Origin of the sequence: Planobacterium oryzisoli (genome assembly GCF_015354315.1) — a bacterium.
In the GTDB taxonomy this organism is placed as follows: domain Bacteria; phylum Bacteroidota; class Bacteroidia; order Flavobacteriales; family Weeksellaceae; genus Planobacterium_A; species Planobacterium_A oryzisoli.
Map to the genome: position 1 here is coordinate 75,448 of NZ_JADKYY010000005.1, position 17,234 is coordinate 92,681.

Annotated in this window: 17 protein-coding genes; 15 read left to right on the top strand and 2 right to left on the bottom strand. The window is 43.0% G+C overall.

Features of this window, described 5'->3' with window-relative positions; genetic code table 11:
* Positions 1 to 5 precede the first annotated feature (5 nt).
* The 11 genes from IC612_RS05220 to IC612_RS05270 all read left to right on the top strand — a co-directional run bounded on the left by IC612_RS05220 (position 6) and on the right by IC612_RS05270 (position 12,733).
* Positions 6 to 554: a DUF4287 domain-containing protein gene (locus tag IC612_RS05220; RefSeq protein WP_194739124.1), complete on the top strand. Its 549-nt coding sequence runs from the start codon at positions 6 to 8 to the stop codon at positions 552 to 554.
* Positions 555 to 660: 106 nt separating this feature from the next.
* Entirely contained in the window at positions 661 to 1,686 is a 1,026-nt protein-coding gene (gene lpxK / locus IC612_RS05225) for a tetraacyldisaccharide 4'-kinase (protein WP_194739125.1), read from the top strand.
* Positions 1,670 to 2,488, top strand: a complete 819-nt coding sequence (locus IC612_RS05230) for a purine-nucleoside phosphorylase (RefSeq protein WP_194739126.1) — start codon at positions 1,670 to 1,672, stop codon at positions 2,486 to 2,488. Before lpxK ends, IC612_RS05230 begins: the two co-directional genes overlap by 17 nt.
* A 435-nt stretch (positions 2,489 to 2,923) precedes the next feature.
* Complete coding sequence (locus IC612_RS05235; protein ID WP_194739127.1) at positions 2,924 to 3,775, top strand: AraC family transcriptional regulator; 852 nt, start codon at positions 2,924 to 2,926, stop codon at positions 3,773 to 3,775.
* A 317-nt stretch (positions 3,776 to 4,092) separates the two neighbouring features.
* Positions 4,093 to 4,632 (top strand): hypothetical protein, encoded by a 540-nt coding sequence (locus IC612_RS05240; RefSeq protein ID WP_228512890.1) that lies wholly within the window; start codon positions 4,093 to 4,095, stop codon positions 4,630 to 4,632.
* A 284-nt stretch (positions 4,633 to 4,916) separates the two neighbouring features.
* A complete protein-coding gene (locus tag IC612_RS05245) occupies positions 4,917 to 5,489 on the top strand; it encodes a hypothetical protein (protein ID WP_194739129.1) in 573 nt (190 codons plus the stop codon).
* Positions 5,490 to 5,902: 413 nt separating this feature from the next.
* Complete coding sequence (locus tag IC612_RS05250; RefSeq protein WP_194739130.1) at positions 5,903 to 6,475, top strand: hypothetical protein; 573 nt, start codon at positions 5,903 to 5,905, stop codon at positions 6,473 to 6,475.
* Positions 6,476 to 6,536: 61 nt separating this feature from the next.
* Complete coding sequence (locus tag IC612_RS05255; protein ID WP_194739131.1) at positions 6,537 to 7,340, top strand: fimbrial biogenesis chaperone; 804 nt, start codon at positions 6,537 to 6,539, stop codon at positions 7,338 to 7,340.
* Entirely contained in the window at positions 7,333 to 8,349 is a 1,017-nt protein-coding gene (locus tag IC612_RS05260) for a hypothetical protein (RefSeq protein ID WP_194739132.1), read from the top strand. Before IC612_RS05255 ends, IC612_RS05260 begins: the two co-directional genes overlap by 8 nt.
* 8 nt (positions 8,350 to 8,357) lie before the next feature.
* Complete coding sequence (locus IC612_RS05265; RefSeq protein WP_194739133.1) at positions 8,358 to 11,150, top strand: COG1470 family protein; 2,793 nt, start codon at positions 8,358 to 8,360, stop codon at positions 11,148 to 11,150.
* A 107-nt stretch (positions 11,151 to 11,257) separates the two neighbouring features.
* A complete protein-coding gene (locus tag IC612_RS05270) occupies positions 11,258 to 12,733 on the top strand; it encodes an alpha-amylase (protein ID WP_194739134.1) in 1,476 nt (491 codons plus the stop codon).
* 1 nt (position 12,734) lies between these two features.
* Here the strand turns inward: IC612_RS05270 and IC612_RS05275 are convergent, their stop codons facing one another.
* Positions 12,735 to 14,045, bottom strand: coding sequence for an alkaline phosphatase family protein (locus tag IC612_RS05275; RefSeq protein WP_228512891.1), 1,311 nt, complete (start codon positions 14,043 to 14,045; stop codon positions 12,735 to 12,737).
* Between the two features lie 80 nt (positions 14,046 to 14,125).
* Between IC612_RS05275 and IC612_RS05280 the strand changes: the two genes are divergently transcribed.
* Complete coding sequence (locus IC612_RS05280; protein ID WP_194739135.1) at positions 14,126 to 14,569, top strand: universal stress protein; 444 nt, start codon at positions 14,126 to 14,128, stop codon at positions 14,567 to 14,569.
* Positions 14,570 to 14,636: 67 nt separating this feature from the next.
* Here the strand turns inward: IC612_RS05280 and IC612_RS05285 are convergent, their stop codons facing one another.
* Entirely contained in the window at positions 14,637 to 14,867 is a 231-nt protein-coding gene (locus IC612_RS05285; RefSeq protein WP_194739136.1) for a hypothetical protein, read from the bottom strand.
* Between the two features lie 43 nt (positions 14,868 to 14,910).
* Here IC612_RS05285 and IC612_RS05290 point away from each other — a divergent pair, with 43 nt between their 5' ends.
* From IC612_RS05290 to IC612_RS05300, 3 genes are all read left to right on the top strand, one after another.
* Entirely contained in the window at positions 14,911 to 15,816 is a 906-nt protein-coding gene (locus IC612_RS05290; protein WP_194739137.1) for a DUF6427 family protein, read from the top strand.
* Between the two features lie 9 nt (positions 15,817 to 15,825).
* On the top strand, positions 15,826 to 16,419 hold the full coding sequence (locus tag IC612_RS05295) for a DUF3109 family protein (RefSeq protein WP_194739138.1): 594 nt from the start codon (positions 15,826 to 15,828) through the stop codon (positions 16,417 to 16,419).
* A gap of 94 nt (positions 16,420 to 16,513) precedes the next feature.
* Positions 16,514 to 17,164: an MgtC/SapB family protein gene (locus IC612_RS05300; protein WP_194739139.1), complete on the top strand. Its 651-nt coding sequence runs from the start codon at positions 16,514 to 16,516 to the stop codon at positions 17,162 to 17,164.
* Positions 17,165 to 17,234: the final 70 nt, after the last annotated feature.

Here is a 17,234-nt window from a genome sequence, read left to right on the forward strand (position 1 = left end):
AAACTATGGATAAAGCAGGAAAAACTATGACCGACAACCTGGAGAAAAACTACGGTAAATCTCTAGAACAGTGGATAAGGATTGTGGAAAAAGAAAAATTGACGCGGCATGGAGAAATCATCTCCTTTCTTAAAAACGACCACAACCTAACGCATGGTTATGCAAACCTTATAGCGCACTATACTCTTAAATCCAGTAGCATCGCTAAAGAACCCGAGGATTTACTCGGTGCGCAGTATCAAGGGAAAGAACATTTCCTTCCACTCTACCGGGAACTTTTAAAGCACATTGGAACCTTTGGGGACGATTTTCAGGTGCTTCCCAAGAAAACCTATGTCTCCCTTAAACGCTCCAAACAGTTTGCACTTCTAATACCTGCCACTAAATCCCGGTTTGAAATTGGGCTGTTCCTTAAAGAGCCTCCTTATTCCGATCTTTTAAAAGCAGAAAAGCCCCGAAGCATGTGCTCGCATAAACTGCACCTTCAAGGAAACAAGGACATTACACCAGAGGTTCTAAATCTTATTAAGCAATCCTACGACTCCTCTAGATAGAGAAGAAATATAGTTAAGCGTCCGAAAAGATAACGAAGTATCCAACATGTATTTTACGATTATGGAAGCGTAAAATTTCAGGGATTTAGCGTATTTTTGCACCGCTATGAAACGCTGGTACCTCTATCCTTTTGCCCTCTTGTACGACTTTATCACAAGTCTTAGAAACCTTTTGTATACTACGGGCATCTTAAAATCCACCCGTTTTCGCATTCCCATTATATCCGTAGGAAACCTCTCGGTAGGAGGCAGCGGAAAATCCCCTATGGTAATGTATCTAGCAGAGCTTCTATCCAGAGAGCTACGTACCGGAGTACTATCCAGAGGGTATGGAAGAGTAACGAAAGGATATTATATAACAAACTACGACAGCAACTACAAAACGGTAGGCGATGAGGCCATGCAGCTCTTCCAGCGCTTTAAGAACCGCTTTGTAATTGCGGTGTGTGAAGACCGGGTGGCCGGCGCAAAGAAACTCATCACCGATATGGATCTCGAGGCCTTGGTTCTGGACGATGCTATGCAGCACCGCGCCATCACTCCGGGTTTTTCCATACTTATGACCGAATACTCTGATCCCTACTTTAAGGATTTTTTACTCCCTGCTGGAAATCTGCGCGAATCCCGGTCGGGAGCCCGACGTGCAGATATCATCATGGTATCGAAGTGCCCTGCTCCTCTCTCGGAAGAGACCAAGAAACTTTATATTCAGAAAATGCGGCTTCTCCCGCACCAAAAGGCATTCTTCTCTTCCATACACTACGACGAGAACATTTACAGTCTGGAGAAAAGCATTCCGGATAATAACCTGGCGTATTACGACATCCTACTGGTCACAGGAATTGCCAATCCACAGCCGCTGCTCGCGCACCTTAAAAACTACTCCTCGAAGGTAAAACACCTGAAGTTTCCGGACCACCATAATTTCTCAGACAAGGATATTGAGCAAATCCTTTCCGAATACAAGAAATTGGACGAATACCGCCTACTACTCACCACAGAAAAAGACTTCGTACGCCTTAAGACATTTGACTACCTTAGGGATTTAATTTACTACTGGCCTATCAATGTTACCATTGAAAGAGAAGACCAATTCAAGCAAACTATTCTCGATTATGTTAGAAAAAATTAGACAGACAGCCGACTTCATCAAAAACACTATACAGGAAACTCCAGAGTTTGCAATTGTTCTCGGCTCCGGCCTTGGCGCATTGAAGGAGGAAATCACTCCCCTTCATACCCTAAACTATGAAGATATTCCTAATTTTCCTCAGAGTACCGTAAAGGGCCATGGCGGAAAACTCATCTACGGAGAGCTCGAAGGACGAAAGGTTCTTATGATGAGTGGTAGGTTCCATTACTACGAAGGCTACGATATGAAGACCGTGACTTTCCCTTTCCGCGTGTTTCACCTTTTAGGAATTAAAAACCTTATCGTATCTAACGCCTCGGGAGGAGTGAACCCCAACTTTAATGTGGGAGATATCATGCTAATCAACGACCATATCAATATGATGCCCGAGCACCCACTTCGTGGCACCAATATGGAAGAGTTCGGACCCCGCTTCGTGGATATGAGTGAGCCCTACCACAGAGGAATGCTTGAAGTAGCGCAAAAACAGGCCGATACCTTAGGCATAAAAGTACATCAGGGCGTATACCTAGGGCTTCAGGGCCCTACTTTTGAAACGCCTGCCGAATACGGAATGGTACGCGCTCTAGGAGGCGATGCCGTTGGAATGAGTACCGTGCCGGAGGTAATTGTGGCAAAGCACCAGGGTATGGATGTATTTGGAATTTCTATTATTACCGATGTGGGTGGACCGGAAATTGCCTTTACCGTATCCCACGAAGATGTCCTGGCGGCGGCAGACAATGCGATGCCTAGCGTTATAAAAATTGTACGAGGCCTGATAAAGAACTACCAGGGGTAATAGTATCATCTCTTTAGAATTATACAGTCCGCTTTTAAGAAAGAAGCGGACTTTTTTTATGTTTTCAGGCGCCATTTTTCACCACTCTAAACCCCCGCATTGTACAAATTCCGGACATTTTTCTTACAAAGTACCTAGTTACGGATGTTAAAAATCAGTTAAGAAAAAATAAACCGCAATGCTTAGCATTGCAAAATATATAAGTTTTTTGTCTTTTTTAATAACCTATAAATGAGATAATTAAATCCGTTTAAGCAATTATGAATTTGCACAAATACTAAAAAACGCAATGTTTATAGCACTTTAGAATTAAACACTTTTTGTGAAACAATCACTCTAATTGATAAAATTCATTAGGTAAGTACCTAAAAATGACTAACTTTATAGACTTCAAAACACAACCTGAAAAAAAATTAAACATTTAAAAAGTAATGCATGGATAATTCCTTTCGAAATCACAGCATTCACCACCTGCGCAACTTTTCTGCAGATAAGGAAAAGTTTGACTACTCGGATTACAGTATCTTGTATTCAGCACAAAGTGAAATTGTCCTTTATCTACATGAAAAAGAAATCAAAGTCGCTCCCGAGACCTTCTTTTTTATTCCACCCGGCGTGGAGTACCATATTCGTGAGCAATATAAAAACGCTTTTATCTTCACGTTTAAAAAGGAACTCTTTATTGACCGACTGGAACTGATGTACCAGATCACTAACGGCTACTTATTTAAAAACAAGGAAGGACTTGCAATAAAAAACGAGTTTCTCCCGTACGAACAGATTATTAAGTACTACTATCTCCCTGTTAGAAAACGCGGTGTAAACAAACTTATACGTAAAAACAACCTCATCAATTTCATTGAGTTTATCCTAATCCGTATTTTTATATCGAAAGACCCAGAAATAGAGGAACATAGTAAGAACACGCATGAGAAAGAACTTATTGAACGTTTTCTTTTTGTAATTAAAGAGCAGCAGCAGTTCAATTTCAACATGAACTACTACGCAGACCAGCTAAACGTAACCAAAAGGACCTTGGACAACGCAATGCAGGCCGTATTTAAAACCACAACCAAACGCTACGTGGTAAATAAAGCGCTCGAGCAAGCAAAGAAAATGTTGGAAGGCTCGGATATACCGATAAAAAATATTAGTATAGAGCTAGGCTTTTCTCAGGAATCCAACTTCAATAACTTCTTCAAGAAACATACAGGTTTAACTCCTAGACAGTTCCGAATTTCCTCTATAGAAGAAGAGGACCTCAGCTACATCGACTTTAAGAATTAATTAACCTGCATTAAGACCTCTTTAAATATTCGCCCAGCTTAAGCCTTAAGCTGGGCGAAATGTTTATGTTCTATTAAACTGCTAATTTTTACTCGTTCCAAACAACGGACAGACAACACCTACCTAATTATGATTTTCAACGCTTTAGCAGAAAGCGTGCAATCAAATTTCTAATGAACATGATATTTATTAGGTGAATTTTTAATGAATTTTCGCAGGAATTAACGATATGCTATTGCCCTAATCAAAATATAGTACTAATTTTAATTATCAATTTGAGACAACAAATTATCTATTCATACCTAACACCTAACACCATGACCTCTCTATATAAATACCTTCTTTTTGCTTTTATAGCAATGAACAGTATAAGTACATATGCGCAAAGTGAAGTGACTTTAAACATAAAACTGCATCCTATTCAAACACTCGTGGTAAACCAAGCGAAGGTCGATATTAACTACACCACGAAGGAAGACTACCAAAACGGCGTTACCATTGAGGAGCCGGAACACATCACTGTATATAGTACCGGAGGATTTACGGTACAAGTCAAAGCAAGCAGTGCTAACCTTGTGAGTGCCGACCCTACCGTAACAGAAACTATTTCCTCTGGAGATATTCAGATTTCTGCTACCGAAAGCACCACTACCATCCCTGGCATTACACTCAATGCCGTAGCACTGGATACTACTGGAAAAGATCTTATCGTAAGTCCAAGTGGATGCGTGGACAAAAGCTTTAACATTGCCTACGCAGCTAAAGGCGATTTAAACCAGTACGTAAACAAGTATTTCAACGCAAATGAGCCTACCATTTACTCTACCGATGTTATATATGAAATTGTAGCCCGCTAAGAATAAAAAAAAGAAACTATATGAGAAGCTCCTGCATGTACTGCATTCAGGAGCTTTTTTGTGCGATGTCTAGCATTAGGCCAAAGCTCGCAATTCAAATATGATAAAAGTCACAAAGTTTAGAATTCTCACCTTTCTAAAATTATGATTTTATGCAAAAAACTTATAACCTCCACCTGCATAAGTTTTTTGTATAACCGGATAACCAAAGAGCTCTAATCTACGGTACCTTTGAATAAGGAAATAAGAAAATCTTTTTCCGCTAACTTCAAAATACCCGCAAGATGAAAAAGCTGACTTTATTAGCGATTCTTGTAACCGCTGGACTAACTGCCTCTGCCAAAGCGCAAGCGACCAACCAATCTACAGCAGAACTAAACATTCTACTTCACCCAATCCAAACAATTATTGTCAATCCAGGACAGGCCACGGTTAATTTGGAATTCAAAACAAAGGATGCATATAAAAACGGTGTAGAATCCAAACAGGTAAACCATCTTAATATTTACAGCACTGGTGGATTTGAAATAAAAGCCTCTGCAACATCAGACAAACTAACTAGTACGGCCAGTACTACAAGTACCCTACCTCTGGCCGATATACTACTTACCGCTTCAGAGTCTACTGCGGATGGTATTACAGGAGCCCAATACCAAACCAATGTTCCTATTGCAATTACGGCAAGCCCTGCCAGCGGCAGCTTACTTGTATCACATACCTCAGGCGGAGTAAATAAAAATATTGATATAACCTACAAAGCTGCTCCCGACGATGATGCCTATATAAACAAATACATACGCTCCCAAAGTCCCACAGAATACACTACCACTATAATCTATCAGATTGCAGCGAAATAAAAGTATAAGCAGTGCACGAAGACCAAGTTTTAGAATAACACTACAAATTGTATTTTATTTAAAGCTATCACTATATCATTAAAAAAAAGTTAAAAGTTACACAATAGATAAATCATCTGAGAGATCAATCAATTGATTTACGAAACAATTCAAGTAGTATACTTGTATACTTAAATATTCATTTTTATAGAATTTCAGTGAAAGTTTACATCCTATTTAGATAATCCATAAACTAAAACATATTAAATAAAACAAAAAAGTTATGCATTTCAAACGCATAACTTTTTTGTACAAATGAATAATTTATTATTAAATATATAATTTATCTTTGCAACGTCAAAATCGGATTACAATTGCTTAATTAATTCTGACAACCAAATATAAACACAAATTATAAAAAACAAAATTTACCAATGAAAAAAATTACTTTAGTATTATCGTTTATCGTTACTGCTCTTTCATCACAGGTATTCGCACAGACTGCTACCACAAATCCTACGACAGGATCAGATCAGGTAACCTTAAATGTCAAGCTATACCCAATCATTAATATAGAGGTGGCCTCTGATCAGAAAGCGGTAGATCTCGTATATGATGAAATAGCAGACTATACCGGTGGAGTATCTAATCTAAAGCAGAACCACTTAAAAGTAAATAGCACAGGTGGATTTACTGTTAGTGTAAAAGCAAATGCTACGCAATTTACAAACGCAGATAATACCAACACAAAGACATTAGATACCAACATTATTAAACTTACAGCTGCAGCGGGAACTGGCGCTACTGCTGGTGCTACCGTAGAGTCTAACCTAGCACTTAGCACGACAGCTGCTCCATTAATTTCTAACGTAGTTGGAGGTTTTGGTCAATATTTTGACGTAACTTATGCTGCTCCTGCTGGTTTAATTGATCACTATAAGAAGCAGGACGGTCAAGCCTACACACAATTTACTACAACGGTAATTTACGAGATTGTAGCAAACTAATCTTAGCTTATAAAATTAAAGGACAATTTAAGATTAAATTCTTAAATTGTCTTTTTTGTATATGAACAATACTATTTTCAACTTCAAAATACTTCTATTTATCTGTACGGTCCAGCTGCTTCACGCACAAACAGGCTTGACAGTTAGCCCTCCGCGCACCTATTTTAAATCTGCATCGGGTGAAGGCAAAACAGAAAAATTGCTAATAACTAATCCCAGCAAGACATCTACATTGAACCTGACCGTTTCACTCAATGATTGGAAATATGACACAACTGGAAACAACCTAATAGCAGATCCAGGAACGTATACAAATTCCATGAGCTCTTGGATTACCATAGGACCGGAAGCGTATTTTACACTTGCACCTGGAGAATCGCACGAATTGCTTGTAACTGTTACTCCTCCAGCTAAGAAAGATTCGCTTAACACACATACGGCTTTGTTGTTTATAACCCAAACCAATCCTGTAGATTCATTTAACGATAAAGGAGCTTTAATCAAAGTTAGTGTGCGTACGGGGGTTAAATTGTACCATCAGTATTCTGATATCCCAGAAAAACAAGAAGTGGATTATTTAGATTTTAAGTTTGAAAAGGAGAACAAAACCCTTTTTCTTACCCTCCAAAATACTGGGAATTCATGGACCGATGGAACATTGGAGACCGAGCTTATTAATCAAGCCACTGGGGAGAAATTAAACCTAGAAGATCAGATTATGTACACTATGCCAGGGGATACCAGGCACGTACGAATTCCGCTTCCAGCGGAAATTAAACCGGGCAAATATATTGCTACCTCTACGTTTTCCTATGGGGAAACCGATACTATCAAGATGGCCGAGTTAACCTTCACCTATGAATAGGTTTCTATTAACAGTTTTAATTCTCTCTACCTTTTCGATTCATATAACAGGACAACAACTCCGCATTGGTCCGTACAATTCCGGTTGGATGCCTGTGAATTCATTCCAGGGAAACCGAGTAAACAATCTTATTCAGATTCCTTTCTATCTGGAGCGTACACAAGGATATCAACTAAACAAAAATTGGAAATTAAGTTTTTCGGTAAGTGGGGTAATCACCAATGGAAACAAAAATTTCCCGCCGGAGAAGATTAAATTTCAGTTCAATAATGTGACCAGTACAAGGCCTAATGACGATGGTATTATTCCCTCAGCGAGCAATTTGCAGGCAATTACCGCACTGATCCCTTTGCAGTTTTCCGAGACTTTTCTTATACCCAACAGTACCTTCGATCTCCAGTTAGGGACCTATTTCTCAATGAATCTTGGATACGACGTGCTGGTTGAAGCAGGAGCTTATCTGGAAGAATACCGCTCTTGGCAAAACTACACGGTAAATCTAAAAATAGATTTTTATAACGATAAGTACTGGTTTGACAGCAAGCAGGTATACTTTGATATGCAAATATGGCCTAACGACCAACCGCCTGGTGGACCTGAGTACGGCATATCAGTAGATCCCACAGCCAGTAATGTACTTCTGGAGTTTAAAACCGCTGCGGATTATGCCAATGGAGTATCTAAAACCTATCCACGGGCATTCAGTACCACCTCTACTACTCCGTATGATGTTCAGGTCCATGCGCTCAGTAATGATCTTTCATCACCTACCAGCCAAACGCTTCCCGTTAGCGCCATCAACGTAACGGTCAAAGACCATCAGTCCCAGGCCCAAACCGGGAATGTGAACCTTTCTAGCACGAGACAAACAATACTTATGGGTAATTCGCATACCACTCCGAAGTATTTTGACGTGCAATATTCCACGCAGGCAGGAGATATGCGATTCTTCAACAAAAGCTACGAACAGTTCAACGGAACCATTATCTACTCCATTATCCCACGTTAAATTTTGTTTTGCCACGAAACCACTACTTTCTTCTACTACCCTTTTTACTATTCTCCGTACTATTACTGGGACAGAAAGGCTCTGTAGTAATTAAAACAGAAAGTAAAGTAGCGGCGCGCAATGGAGAGGTAATCTCTCTTCTCCTAGAAACCGAAAACAAACATGCAGAACCTACTACGGTAGTGCTTCGCACTAAAACTACCCCAGGACTAAGGGTACTTTCCCAAAGAGATACCTTAAAATTTGATCCGCAGCAAAAAATGTTTCTTCCCATTAAAATTGTTGTAGAACGCTCTCTTGCGGCAGGGAGCGGAACTATACAATTTCTCTTGGAGGATAACGAAAAGAACATCATTTCACAGACCAGCGTTGAAGTAACTGTAGCACCAAAACGTGCCCTTAGAATATCGGCAAAAGAAAATCAAGTGCTGATGTATCAGGTGGGCGACTCCCTGAAGGTGAGCGCTCAGGTATTTAATGCCGGGAACCAGGAGGAGAAAACCGAAATTTATGCTACTTTTCCCGACGGTTTTGGAGGCAATGTCACCATGAAAAAAGAACTTACACTTTCACCCGCGGAAAGCAAAGACGTTACCTTCTCCCGTATTATTGACCGCGCCCTACTGAGACAGGAACTTTTCTCGGTAAACATCGCCGGCATTGACAGTGATAAAGCCTATTTTGGAAATGCCATGGTACTGGTACAAAACGCACTGGGCAACCGAACCTATGTAGATCCAAGGACTTTAAACAATTTCACTAACCAAAACCGCCGGAACCAAATATCCTTAAGTGCGCGTAATCCCTTTAGTAAATACGAGTACTCGCAGATGCTTGATTTGCATACGGAGTTTAACTTGCTGGGATTAAATACAGAGCTCAATGTAAACAGTACGTTCTGGCCGGCGCAGTCCAACGATCCGCTCTTTCAAAACACCTACCTTAGAGTATCTGGTAAAACCTTAGGTCTTAAAGTGGGAAGTCTTAGTACCACAGGTATGGAACTAAACCTGAACGGACGGGGGGCAGAAGTGAGCTATGAAAAAGGAAAGGAGAAAAAAACCATAATCACTGCGGGTTTTCTGGATAAGAACTTCAATCTTTTTGATCCCCTGGAGTGGGAATTTCAAAGGGGATTTGCATCCTATATCCATTCCTCCCATATCCTTAATGACTATGCAAGTCTTTCCAGTAACCTTATCTACGATGAGGACCCCTTCCAAGAAAACTACCTTACCCGTACCGGCTACAAATACCAAAACACCGATAAGAAACTAACCTACGAACTAGAGGGCGCTCTGGGGTATTCCACGGCAAAAAGCACCGGCGAGAATAAACCCTCCGGTGCAATCGGTCTACTTTTTCGTAAGGATATAAAAAACTACTCGTTTTCCTCTAGTAACTACATCTCCTCGGACTACTATCCAGGCGTAAGAAGAGGAACACAAATGTTTGACCAACGTATCAGCCGTAGTTTTAAAAGGTCCTCGCTTTGGGTTGGATTTAACCTCCACAACTACGACCCCAAGAGCGTGGACACCACCTACCAGTACAATGCGCGCTCTTCAAGGACAAGACTGGAAGCAGGAATACAGTGGAACATCAGTCCACGATTCCAGACCAATATCGCGCCCCAATTTTTGCAGGAAAGCGCAGACATAACCTTAAATTTTGGGCAGACACCCACCAACCTGCAATTCTCCGCCTACCTACTAAATTCCACGTTTTCCTACTCCACTCCCAATAACAGTCACAAGCTTAACCTAAGCATCGCACAGGGCCTTTCTGGGTTTTCCGGGTACGGAGAGAAAAAATACGCACTTCGCTCGCAATTAAGCTACGGGTTCAAGCAACTAATGCTAAATGTCAACTACCAAAAGGGAAGTTTCATGCTCTACGAAAACCGGCAGAACCTCTCGGACGGAGAGCGCTTCGAGCGATTTACGGCAATGGCCAATTACCGCGTAGGGATTTTCTCCAATAAACTTCAAGCGCAACTAACCGCACTTGCCAATTACGACAGTAACTCCGGCCGAAGCTATTCCCTTAACAGTAATCTGGACTACCAGCTGGGAAGATCCACCAAGCTTATGGCCTATATTGGATACAACACGTTTTCACGTGAAAACTTTAGCTCGGATTTTCTTTACTACCAACTGGGGGTAACACAAACCCTTCCGAACTGGGGCAAAGGCGAGAGCAACTATAAATCGGGACTCATTGAAGTGTTTGTATACTACGATCTAAACAACGACAACCGCTACGACCCTACGGTAGACAAGATTGGCGCTGGAAGTAAAGTACGCATCAACCGTACCCTATTTATAGCCGATAAAGACGGAATGGTTCGCTACCGTCGCGTTCCGTACGGAAGTTATACGGTAAGTACCATGGAAAACAATTGGTATAATGAAGACGTTCCATTAGAACTAGCCTCCAAAATAGAACGCATCAATCTGGGACTGGAAAAGACAGGTATCATTCAGGGAAGTCTTCGATACGAGGAAGGTAAAAGGACGCAGTACGATGTGTACGATATTAAAGGAGCCATTCCTATCCTTCTTAAAAACTCCCTTGGTAAGACTTTTACGGTTTATACCACAGACCAGGGCAACTTCCGCGCCTTCCTTCCTTTGGGATCCTATGAGATCTCCGTAGACGAAAGCCGCCTGCAGCAAAACGTATTTATGGACGATAACCTGCGAAAAGCTACCTCGAAAGAAAACGAGGTGAGTACCGTAAAAGAATTCATCCTTAGGGTAAAAGAAAAGAAAGTAGAGATCAAACGGTTTGGATCGTAACTACTCCTGCACGGAACCGTACGGTTTTTATCTGTTTTTCCCGTACCTTCGGTAATGAAAAGTTTTTTTTACGCGGTTTCAATTTCATAAACTAACACCTTATTTCTATGAATCCTACCATGCTCCAGAGTTTTCACTGGTATACGCCCGGCGAGTCCACTTTCTATGAAGAACTTGCAAAAAGAGCCGAGTATCTTAAGGACCTTGGAATCACCCAGGTATGGATGCCTCCGGCCTACAAGTCTGCGGGAGGAGGATACAGCGTAGGATACGACCCGTACGATTTGTTTGACCTTGGGGAATTCGACCAGAAAGGAACCATCCCTACCAAATACGGAAGCAAGGAACAGTACATCAAAGCATGTAAAGCGCTACAGGAAAAAGGCATCGGGGTTATTGCCGACATTGTAATCAACCACAAAGCCGGAGGTGATGAGCTCGAACGCTTCCACGCTGTAAAAGTGGATCCCTCGAACCGCCAACAGAACCTCTCCGAGCCTTTTGAGATTGAAAGCTATACCAAGTTTACCTTCCCCGGAAGAGGAAACACCTACTCCGATTTCGTGTGGAATTTCACGTGCTTCTCCGGTGTGGATTATGCAGAGGGTCAGGGAGACGGTATTTTCCAGATCATCCACGACCACGGAGAAGGCTGGGAGGAAGTGATAGGAGACGAAAAAGGAAACTACGACTATCTGATGTACAACGACATTGAGCACCGAAACCCTAATGTGCGCCAGGAGCTGAATTACTGGGGAAAATGGTACCACGATCAGATATTCTTCGATGGGGTGCGCCTGGATGCCGTCAAGCACCAGTCCCCGGACTTCTATAAAGAATGGCTCAATAACCTACGAAGCAATACCGGAAAAAATCTGTTTGCCGTTGGGGAATACTGGGCCCCGGGACATCTGCCCCTACTACTGGACTATATAGAGGCCACCGAGGGCTGCATGAGTCTTTTCGACTCCTCACTCCACCACAACATCCATACGGCCTCAGTGTCGGGAGAGGCCTACGATTTGCGCCGCATCTTTGACGACACGCTGGTCTCTACCCTTCCTTTACTTTCGGTAACGCTCACCGACAACCACGACACCCAGCCCCTCCAGCAGCTGGAGGCTCCTGTAGAGCCTTGGTTTAAACCCATTGCATACGCCCTAATCCTACTTAGAAAAGACGGCTACCCTTGCGTCTTTGAACCAGACGTCTTTGGCGCGGTGTATAAGGACCATGGAAAAGACGGGCAGGAATACGAAATCTTCCTGGATAAAGTGCCCGGAATTGAAGCTTTGCTACGCGCTCGAAAAGACTATGCCTACGGGGAGCAGACCGATTATTTCCAGGACGCCAACTGCCTGGGCTGGGTGCGCCATGGAGACAAAGAGCACAGCGGCTGCGCCGTAGTGCTGAGTAACAAGGACGCCTACCAAAAACCAATGGAAATGGGTACGCTCTACGCGGGAAAGATCTTTTACGACAGTATGGGACACTCTAAAGAAAAAATAACGGTGGGCCAAGACGGGTGGGCCCAGTTTTCCTGTCCTGCCGGAGGCGTTTCGGTTTGGGTCGTGCAGGAGTAACCTACCTAAGTGCGGCCTTACTTCTTCGAAGCCTTCCGTCGGTAGGAGAAAGCATCTCAAGACCCAGTATTTCTGCTACCAGAGGGTATAGGTCCACATTTTTCATTCCACGCACCGTCTTATTATTTTTTAGGCGCGGTCCTTTAGCAATAAACACCGAATGCATGTCTTTTACCTTATAGGGATCGTACCCGTGTTTTCCAGGAGTGGCCTTATCACCAGGTCCTAAAAATATCTTGGGATGGGAAGGTACCAGGAAAATCTCCCCCATCCGATCGAAGGCATCGTCTGCGCTGCGGTACTGCAGACGCTTGGGAAACCTACTGGCCAGATATACCTTGTAGTGGGAAGTCTTTTCTTTCTTGAGCTTCCTATACAGAGGCTGCACGTCCTTTGGATTATGCACCATAACTCTAAGCAGGGTTTGGGAATTATAAATCTTCACCTTACCTTCCTGCCTAAGCACCGCTGGAATCTCTAATGGAGTATCTACTTCCACATCGGTCATCCCGTGGTCCGAGACAAGTATCAGATGCAGATCTTTAAGTCCTAAGGAATCGATACGTTTTTGAAGATCGCCCACTGCCTTATCTACCATCAGTACGGCCTCACGCACCTCTTTACTGGAAGTTCCATACAGGTGCCCTGCCTTGTCTACTTCAAAGAAATACATACTAATAAAATGAGGTCTTTTCTCTTCGGGGAGCCCGAGCCAATCAGCAGCAATATCCACTCTTTTCTCTGCAGAAAACTCTTCATGATAGGGATAGTAGTAGGTAGGGCGCGTTCCGCCTGCCGTACCGTTGGAAGCTACCCAAAAAAGACTTGCCGAAAGCATTCCCTGCCGCTCGGCAAGGCCCCAAAGAGGAAGGCCTTTCAGCCAGGTTCCGTCGGTTATCTTCTCCGCCTTGGACATGGCGAAGGAATCTTCACGCTCCCGGTCGTAAAAATGGTTGTCCACAAAACCCGAATGCGAAGGATAGAGTCCCGTGATCATCGCATAGTGGTTCGGACCGGTAATGGAAGGGTAGGAAGGTAGGAACCTGCGGCTGCTAACACCGCTTTTCTTAAGAGCCAATAGGTGTTTTGCACCAAAACGCTCCAGATAATCCGGCCTTAGTCCGTCAACGGAAATAAGCACCACGTAGGGTGCTTTCTGAGCCTCTAGGGAATTTATTCTTCCAGGAACTACCACCTGCGCCGTATCTTTCTGAGAGTACAGAGAGGAAGTAGAAATACTAAATAAAAACAGAAAAAGAAAGTAAGGGTACCGCATAAGGCAAAGATACAACTCCCTTAAAACCCTTTCCATTAAATTAATGTTAAAAGGTCCAGAAAGATTGATTTGGCCTAAAAGTTTTACTAACTTTAAAGTACCAAAAACACCAAATCATGACACATATTATCCTACCGGTGGACTTCTCGGACACGACCGATAAACTCCTTCAGGGAGCCGTTAAATTTGCCCAAACCACTCAAGGCAAGATATTTCTGATTCATGTGGCACCCACCGACATCGGCTTTGCCATTGGCGATATGGGATTTCAGTATTTCCCGGAGATTGAACAAAACGAAATCAAAGAAGAACTGCACCAGCTCAATAAATTAGAACAGCGTATCATCGCCCAGGGCGTAGACTGCGAGCATATGCTGCGCCAGGGACTGGCCAAGGACATCATCCTTGAATACGCCCAGGAGAAAAATGCGGACTACATCGTTATGGGCTCCCACGGCAGGAGCGGTATGTACGATGTGTTTGTAGGAAGCCTCACCAAGGACCTTACGAAAAGCTCAACGATTCCGGTACTGGTCATCCCATGCCACAGTAACGACTAAAAAGCCATAGGTAGCGCAAAAAAAATACCGTCCTGAAATCAGGACGGTATTTTTTACAATCAATTAATTAACCTTTTTTATAAATCTCAGGATCATAATACGGACGGATCTCTTTGGAAGGAGACTTGTAGGCGCGGTCTTTGTTGTTTCCAAGAGGCACAATAAGCTGCCAGCACCAGTAGATAAAAAGTGCGGAGGCAACGAAGAAAAGGATCCAGTTCAATACCGTTCCAAATACGTCGTAGAAGCCAAATGTCCACTTAAATACATCGCTCAAGAATAACCATAAAGATGTCATTATTTTCCTTTTTTGAATTAACTTTGCACAAATTTATTAAAAAATGTTCAAACTCCTTTCAAAAGAAAGTAATATTTTTTCCATTCCCCTCTACATATTCTTTCTTTTGGTGGTGATTACAACACTGAACGTTCTTCATTTCACACCCCTTGGCGCCATCTCCGCTGCCATAGCCTTTGCAGGAGTGTCTTTAGCCTATTTTTTATTCTCTGCCATCAACCTGACCTACCACACCCATCTGCCATTATTTCTCTATACCGTACTGATCGTAGGAATGTATTCGGGGGAGATGGATCTAGGTATCTCCGTAAGTCTTCTTACCAATTCTTTTTTACTTTTGATCCTTACCTCCACAAGCGAAGAATTTCGTTTTCGTTCCCTGGTTCTGGTGGGATTTCTCATAGCGCTTAACTTTATATTCCTTCCAAGTAGCTACCCCATGCTGCTCTTTGTACTGTTGCATATCGCATTCACCTCGCGCAGCATTCTCTCCGCTACTTTCCGCCTCCTCTTTGGGATGCTGCTGCTCTTTTTAACCTATTTTATGGGCGCGTACCTTTTAGGCTATACGTCCTGGAACGAGGCGTACCTGGTATGGAACGTAGGAGAAGTGCAAAGCGATCTTGGACCCCTACCCGCCTTACTTCCCGCAGCACTGCTTACCCTCTATTCGGTCTGGGACCATTTCAGACATTTCAATAAGAAAAGTCCCATCAGTAAATACAAGTATACGTTTCTTTTACTATACCTAGTCTCACTTCTCATAAGCATTGTCCTCTACATGGGGCACCACTACGAATATCTGCTGCTTTTGGCGCTGCCCGTCAGTATCATCCTCTCACGGATGCTTAGGTATTTACCCCGCTATTGGATGCAGGAACTGGGTCTTTGGCTCATTGTTTTTTCCGTTCTGCTTTTCAAATCCCAGCAGGTAAGTCTCTCACTTTAAACTACCACTATGATTCAAATCGACGATAAACTCATCTCCGAGGAGCTCTTCTCCCGCCAGTTTGTATGCAACCTGACGCGCTGCAAAGGCGCATGCTGCGTGGAAGGGGATGCCGGTGCGCCACTGGACAAAGAGGAAACCAAAATCCTGGAAGAAATCTATCCCAGAGTAAAACCCTATCTGCGCAAGGAAGGTATCCGGGCAATTGAAGAGCAAGGCACCTGGACCACCGATCCCCTGGACGGAGACTACGTCACACCCCTGGTGGAGGGTAGCGAATGTGCCTATGTAGTGTTTGACGGCGAGGGCATTACCAAATGCGGTATTGAAAAAGCATACCAGGACGGAGTAATCGACTACCATAAACCCATTTCCTGCCACCTCTACCCTATACGGGTGGATGAGTATCGGGAATTCTCGGCGCTGAACTACCACGAATGGCCTATTTGTGCCCCTGCCTGCGAATTAGGGAAGGAACTGGAAGTACCGGTCTATAGGTTCCTTAAAGAACCCTTGATCCGTAAATACGGCGAGGAGTTTTTTACGACCCTTGAGGACGCGGCCCACGAATACGAAGTACAGTTCCTGGGCAAAAAACCCTAAAAGGATACGTGGCAGAAAAATGTAATTTTTTTGTCTTGTAATGGAACCTTGCAGCAAGTGATTTCTGCTATCTTTGGAAGAATGCAAATTTTCTATGGAGCAGTATTTTGAATTTCAAGACCTTAGCAAAGCGCTACTTTCCCTTCTGGCAGGGTTTATCCTGGGTCTGGAACGGGAGCTAAAGGACAAGTCTGCCGGTCTTAAGACCATTACCATCATCTGTCTGGGCTCTGCACTCTTTACCATTATCTCGGTAAAAATTGCTACCGGAGATGCGGATCCAGGACGTATCGCCGCCAACATTTCCACAGGAATTGGTTTCTTAGGCGCCGGGGTAATCTTCAAGGAAGGATTCAGCGTATACGGACTCACTACAGCCGGAATCATCTGGATTGCTGCGGCCATTGGAATGGCCATTGGTTTTGGTCAGCCCATGCTGGGATTCATATTCCTGTTCTGCGCACTAATAGTGATCTACCTTACTAAGGCCTTAAGCCATTTGCTCCTGCCTTCCCACTTAAATAAAATGCTTAAAGTAACCATCGCCGTGGAAAATTACCACCAAAGAGACCAATTGGTAAAAGAACTTTCCAGTCTGGTTAAAAATATCGATCAGACCTCTACCCAAAAAAGCAAGGAAGGATCTGTAGAATTGGGCTTTGAAGTGCATATCTTAGAAAAACAACTTCCTACCTTAGAGCGCTACCTTATCGAAAATACCTCAATTAAAGAATTTCAACTGTAAGGGACTGTCTGCTCCTTTAAGAAAGTACTCTGTGACGTGGCGTACTAAATGAAAAAAGTGCGGCAAGAGA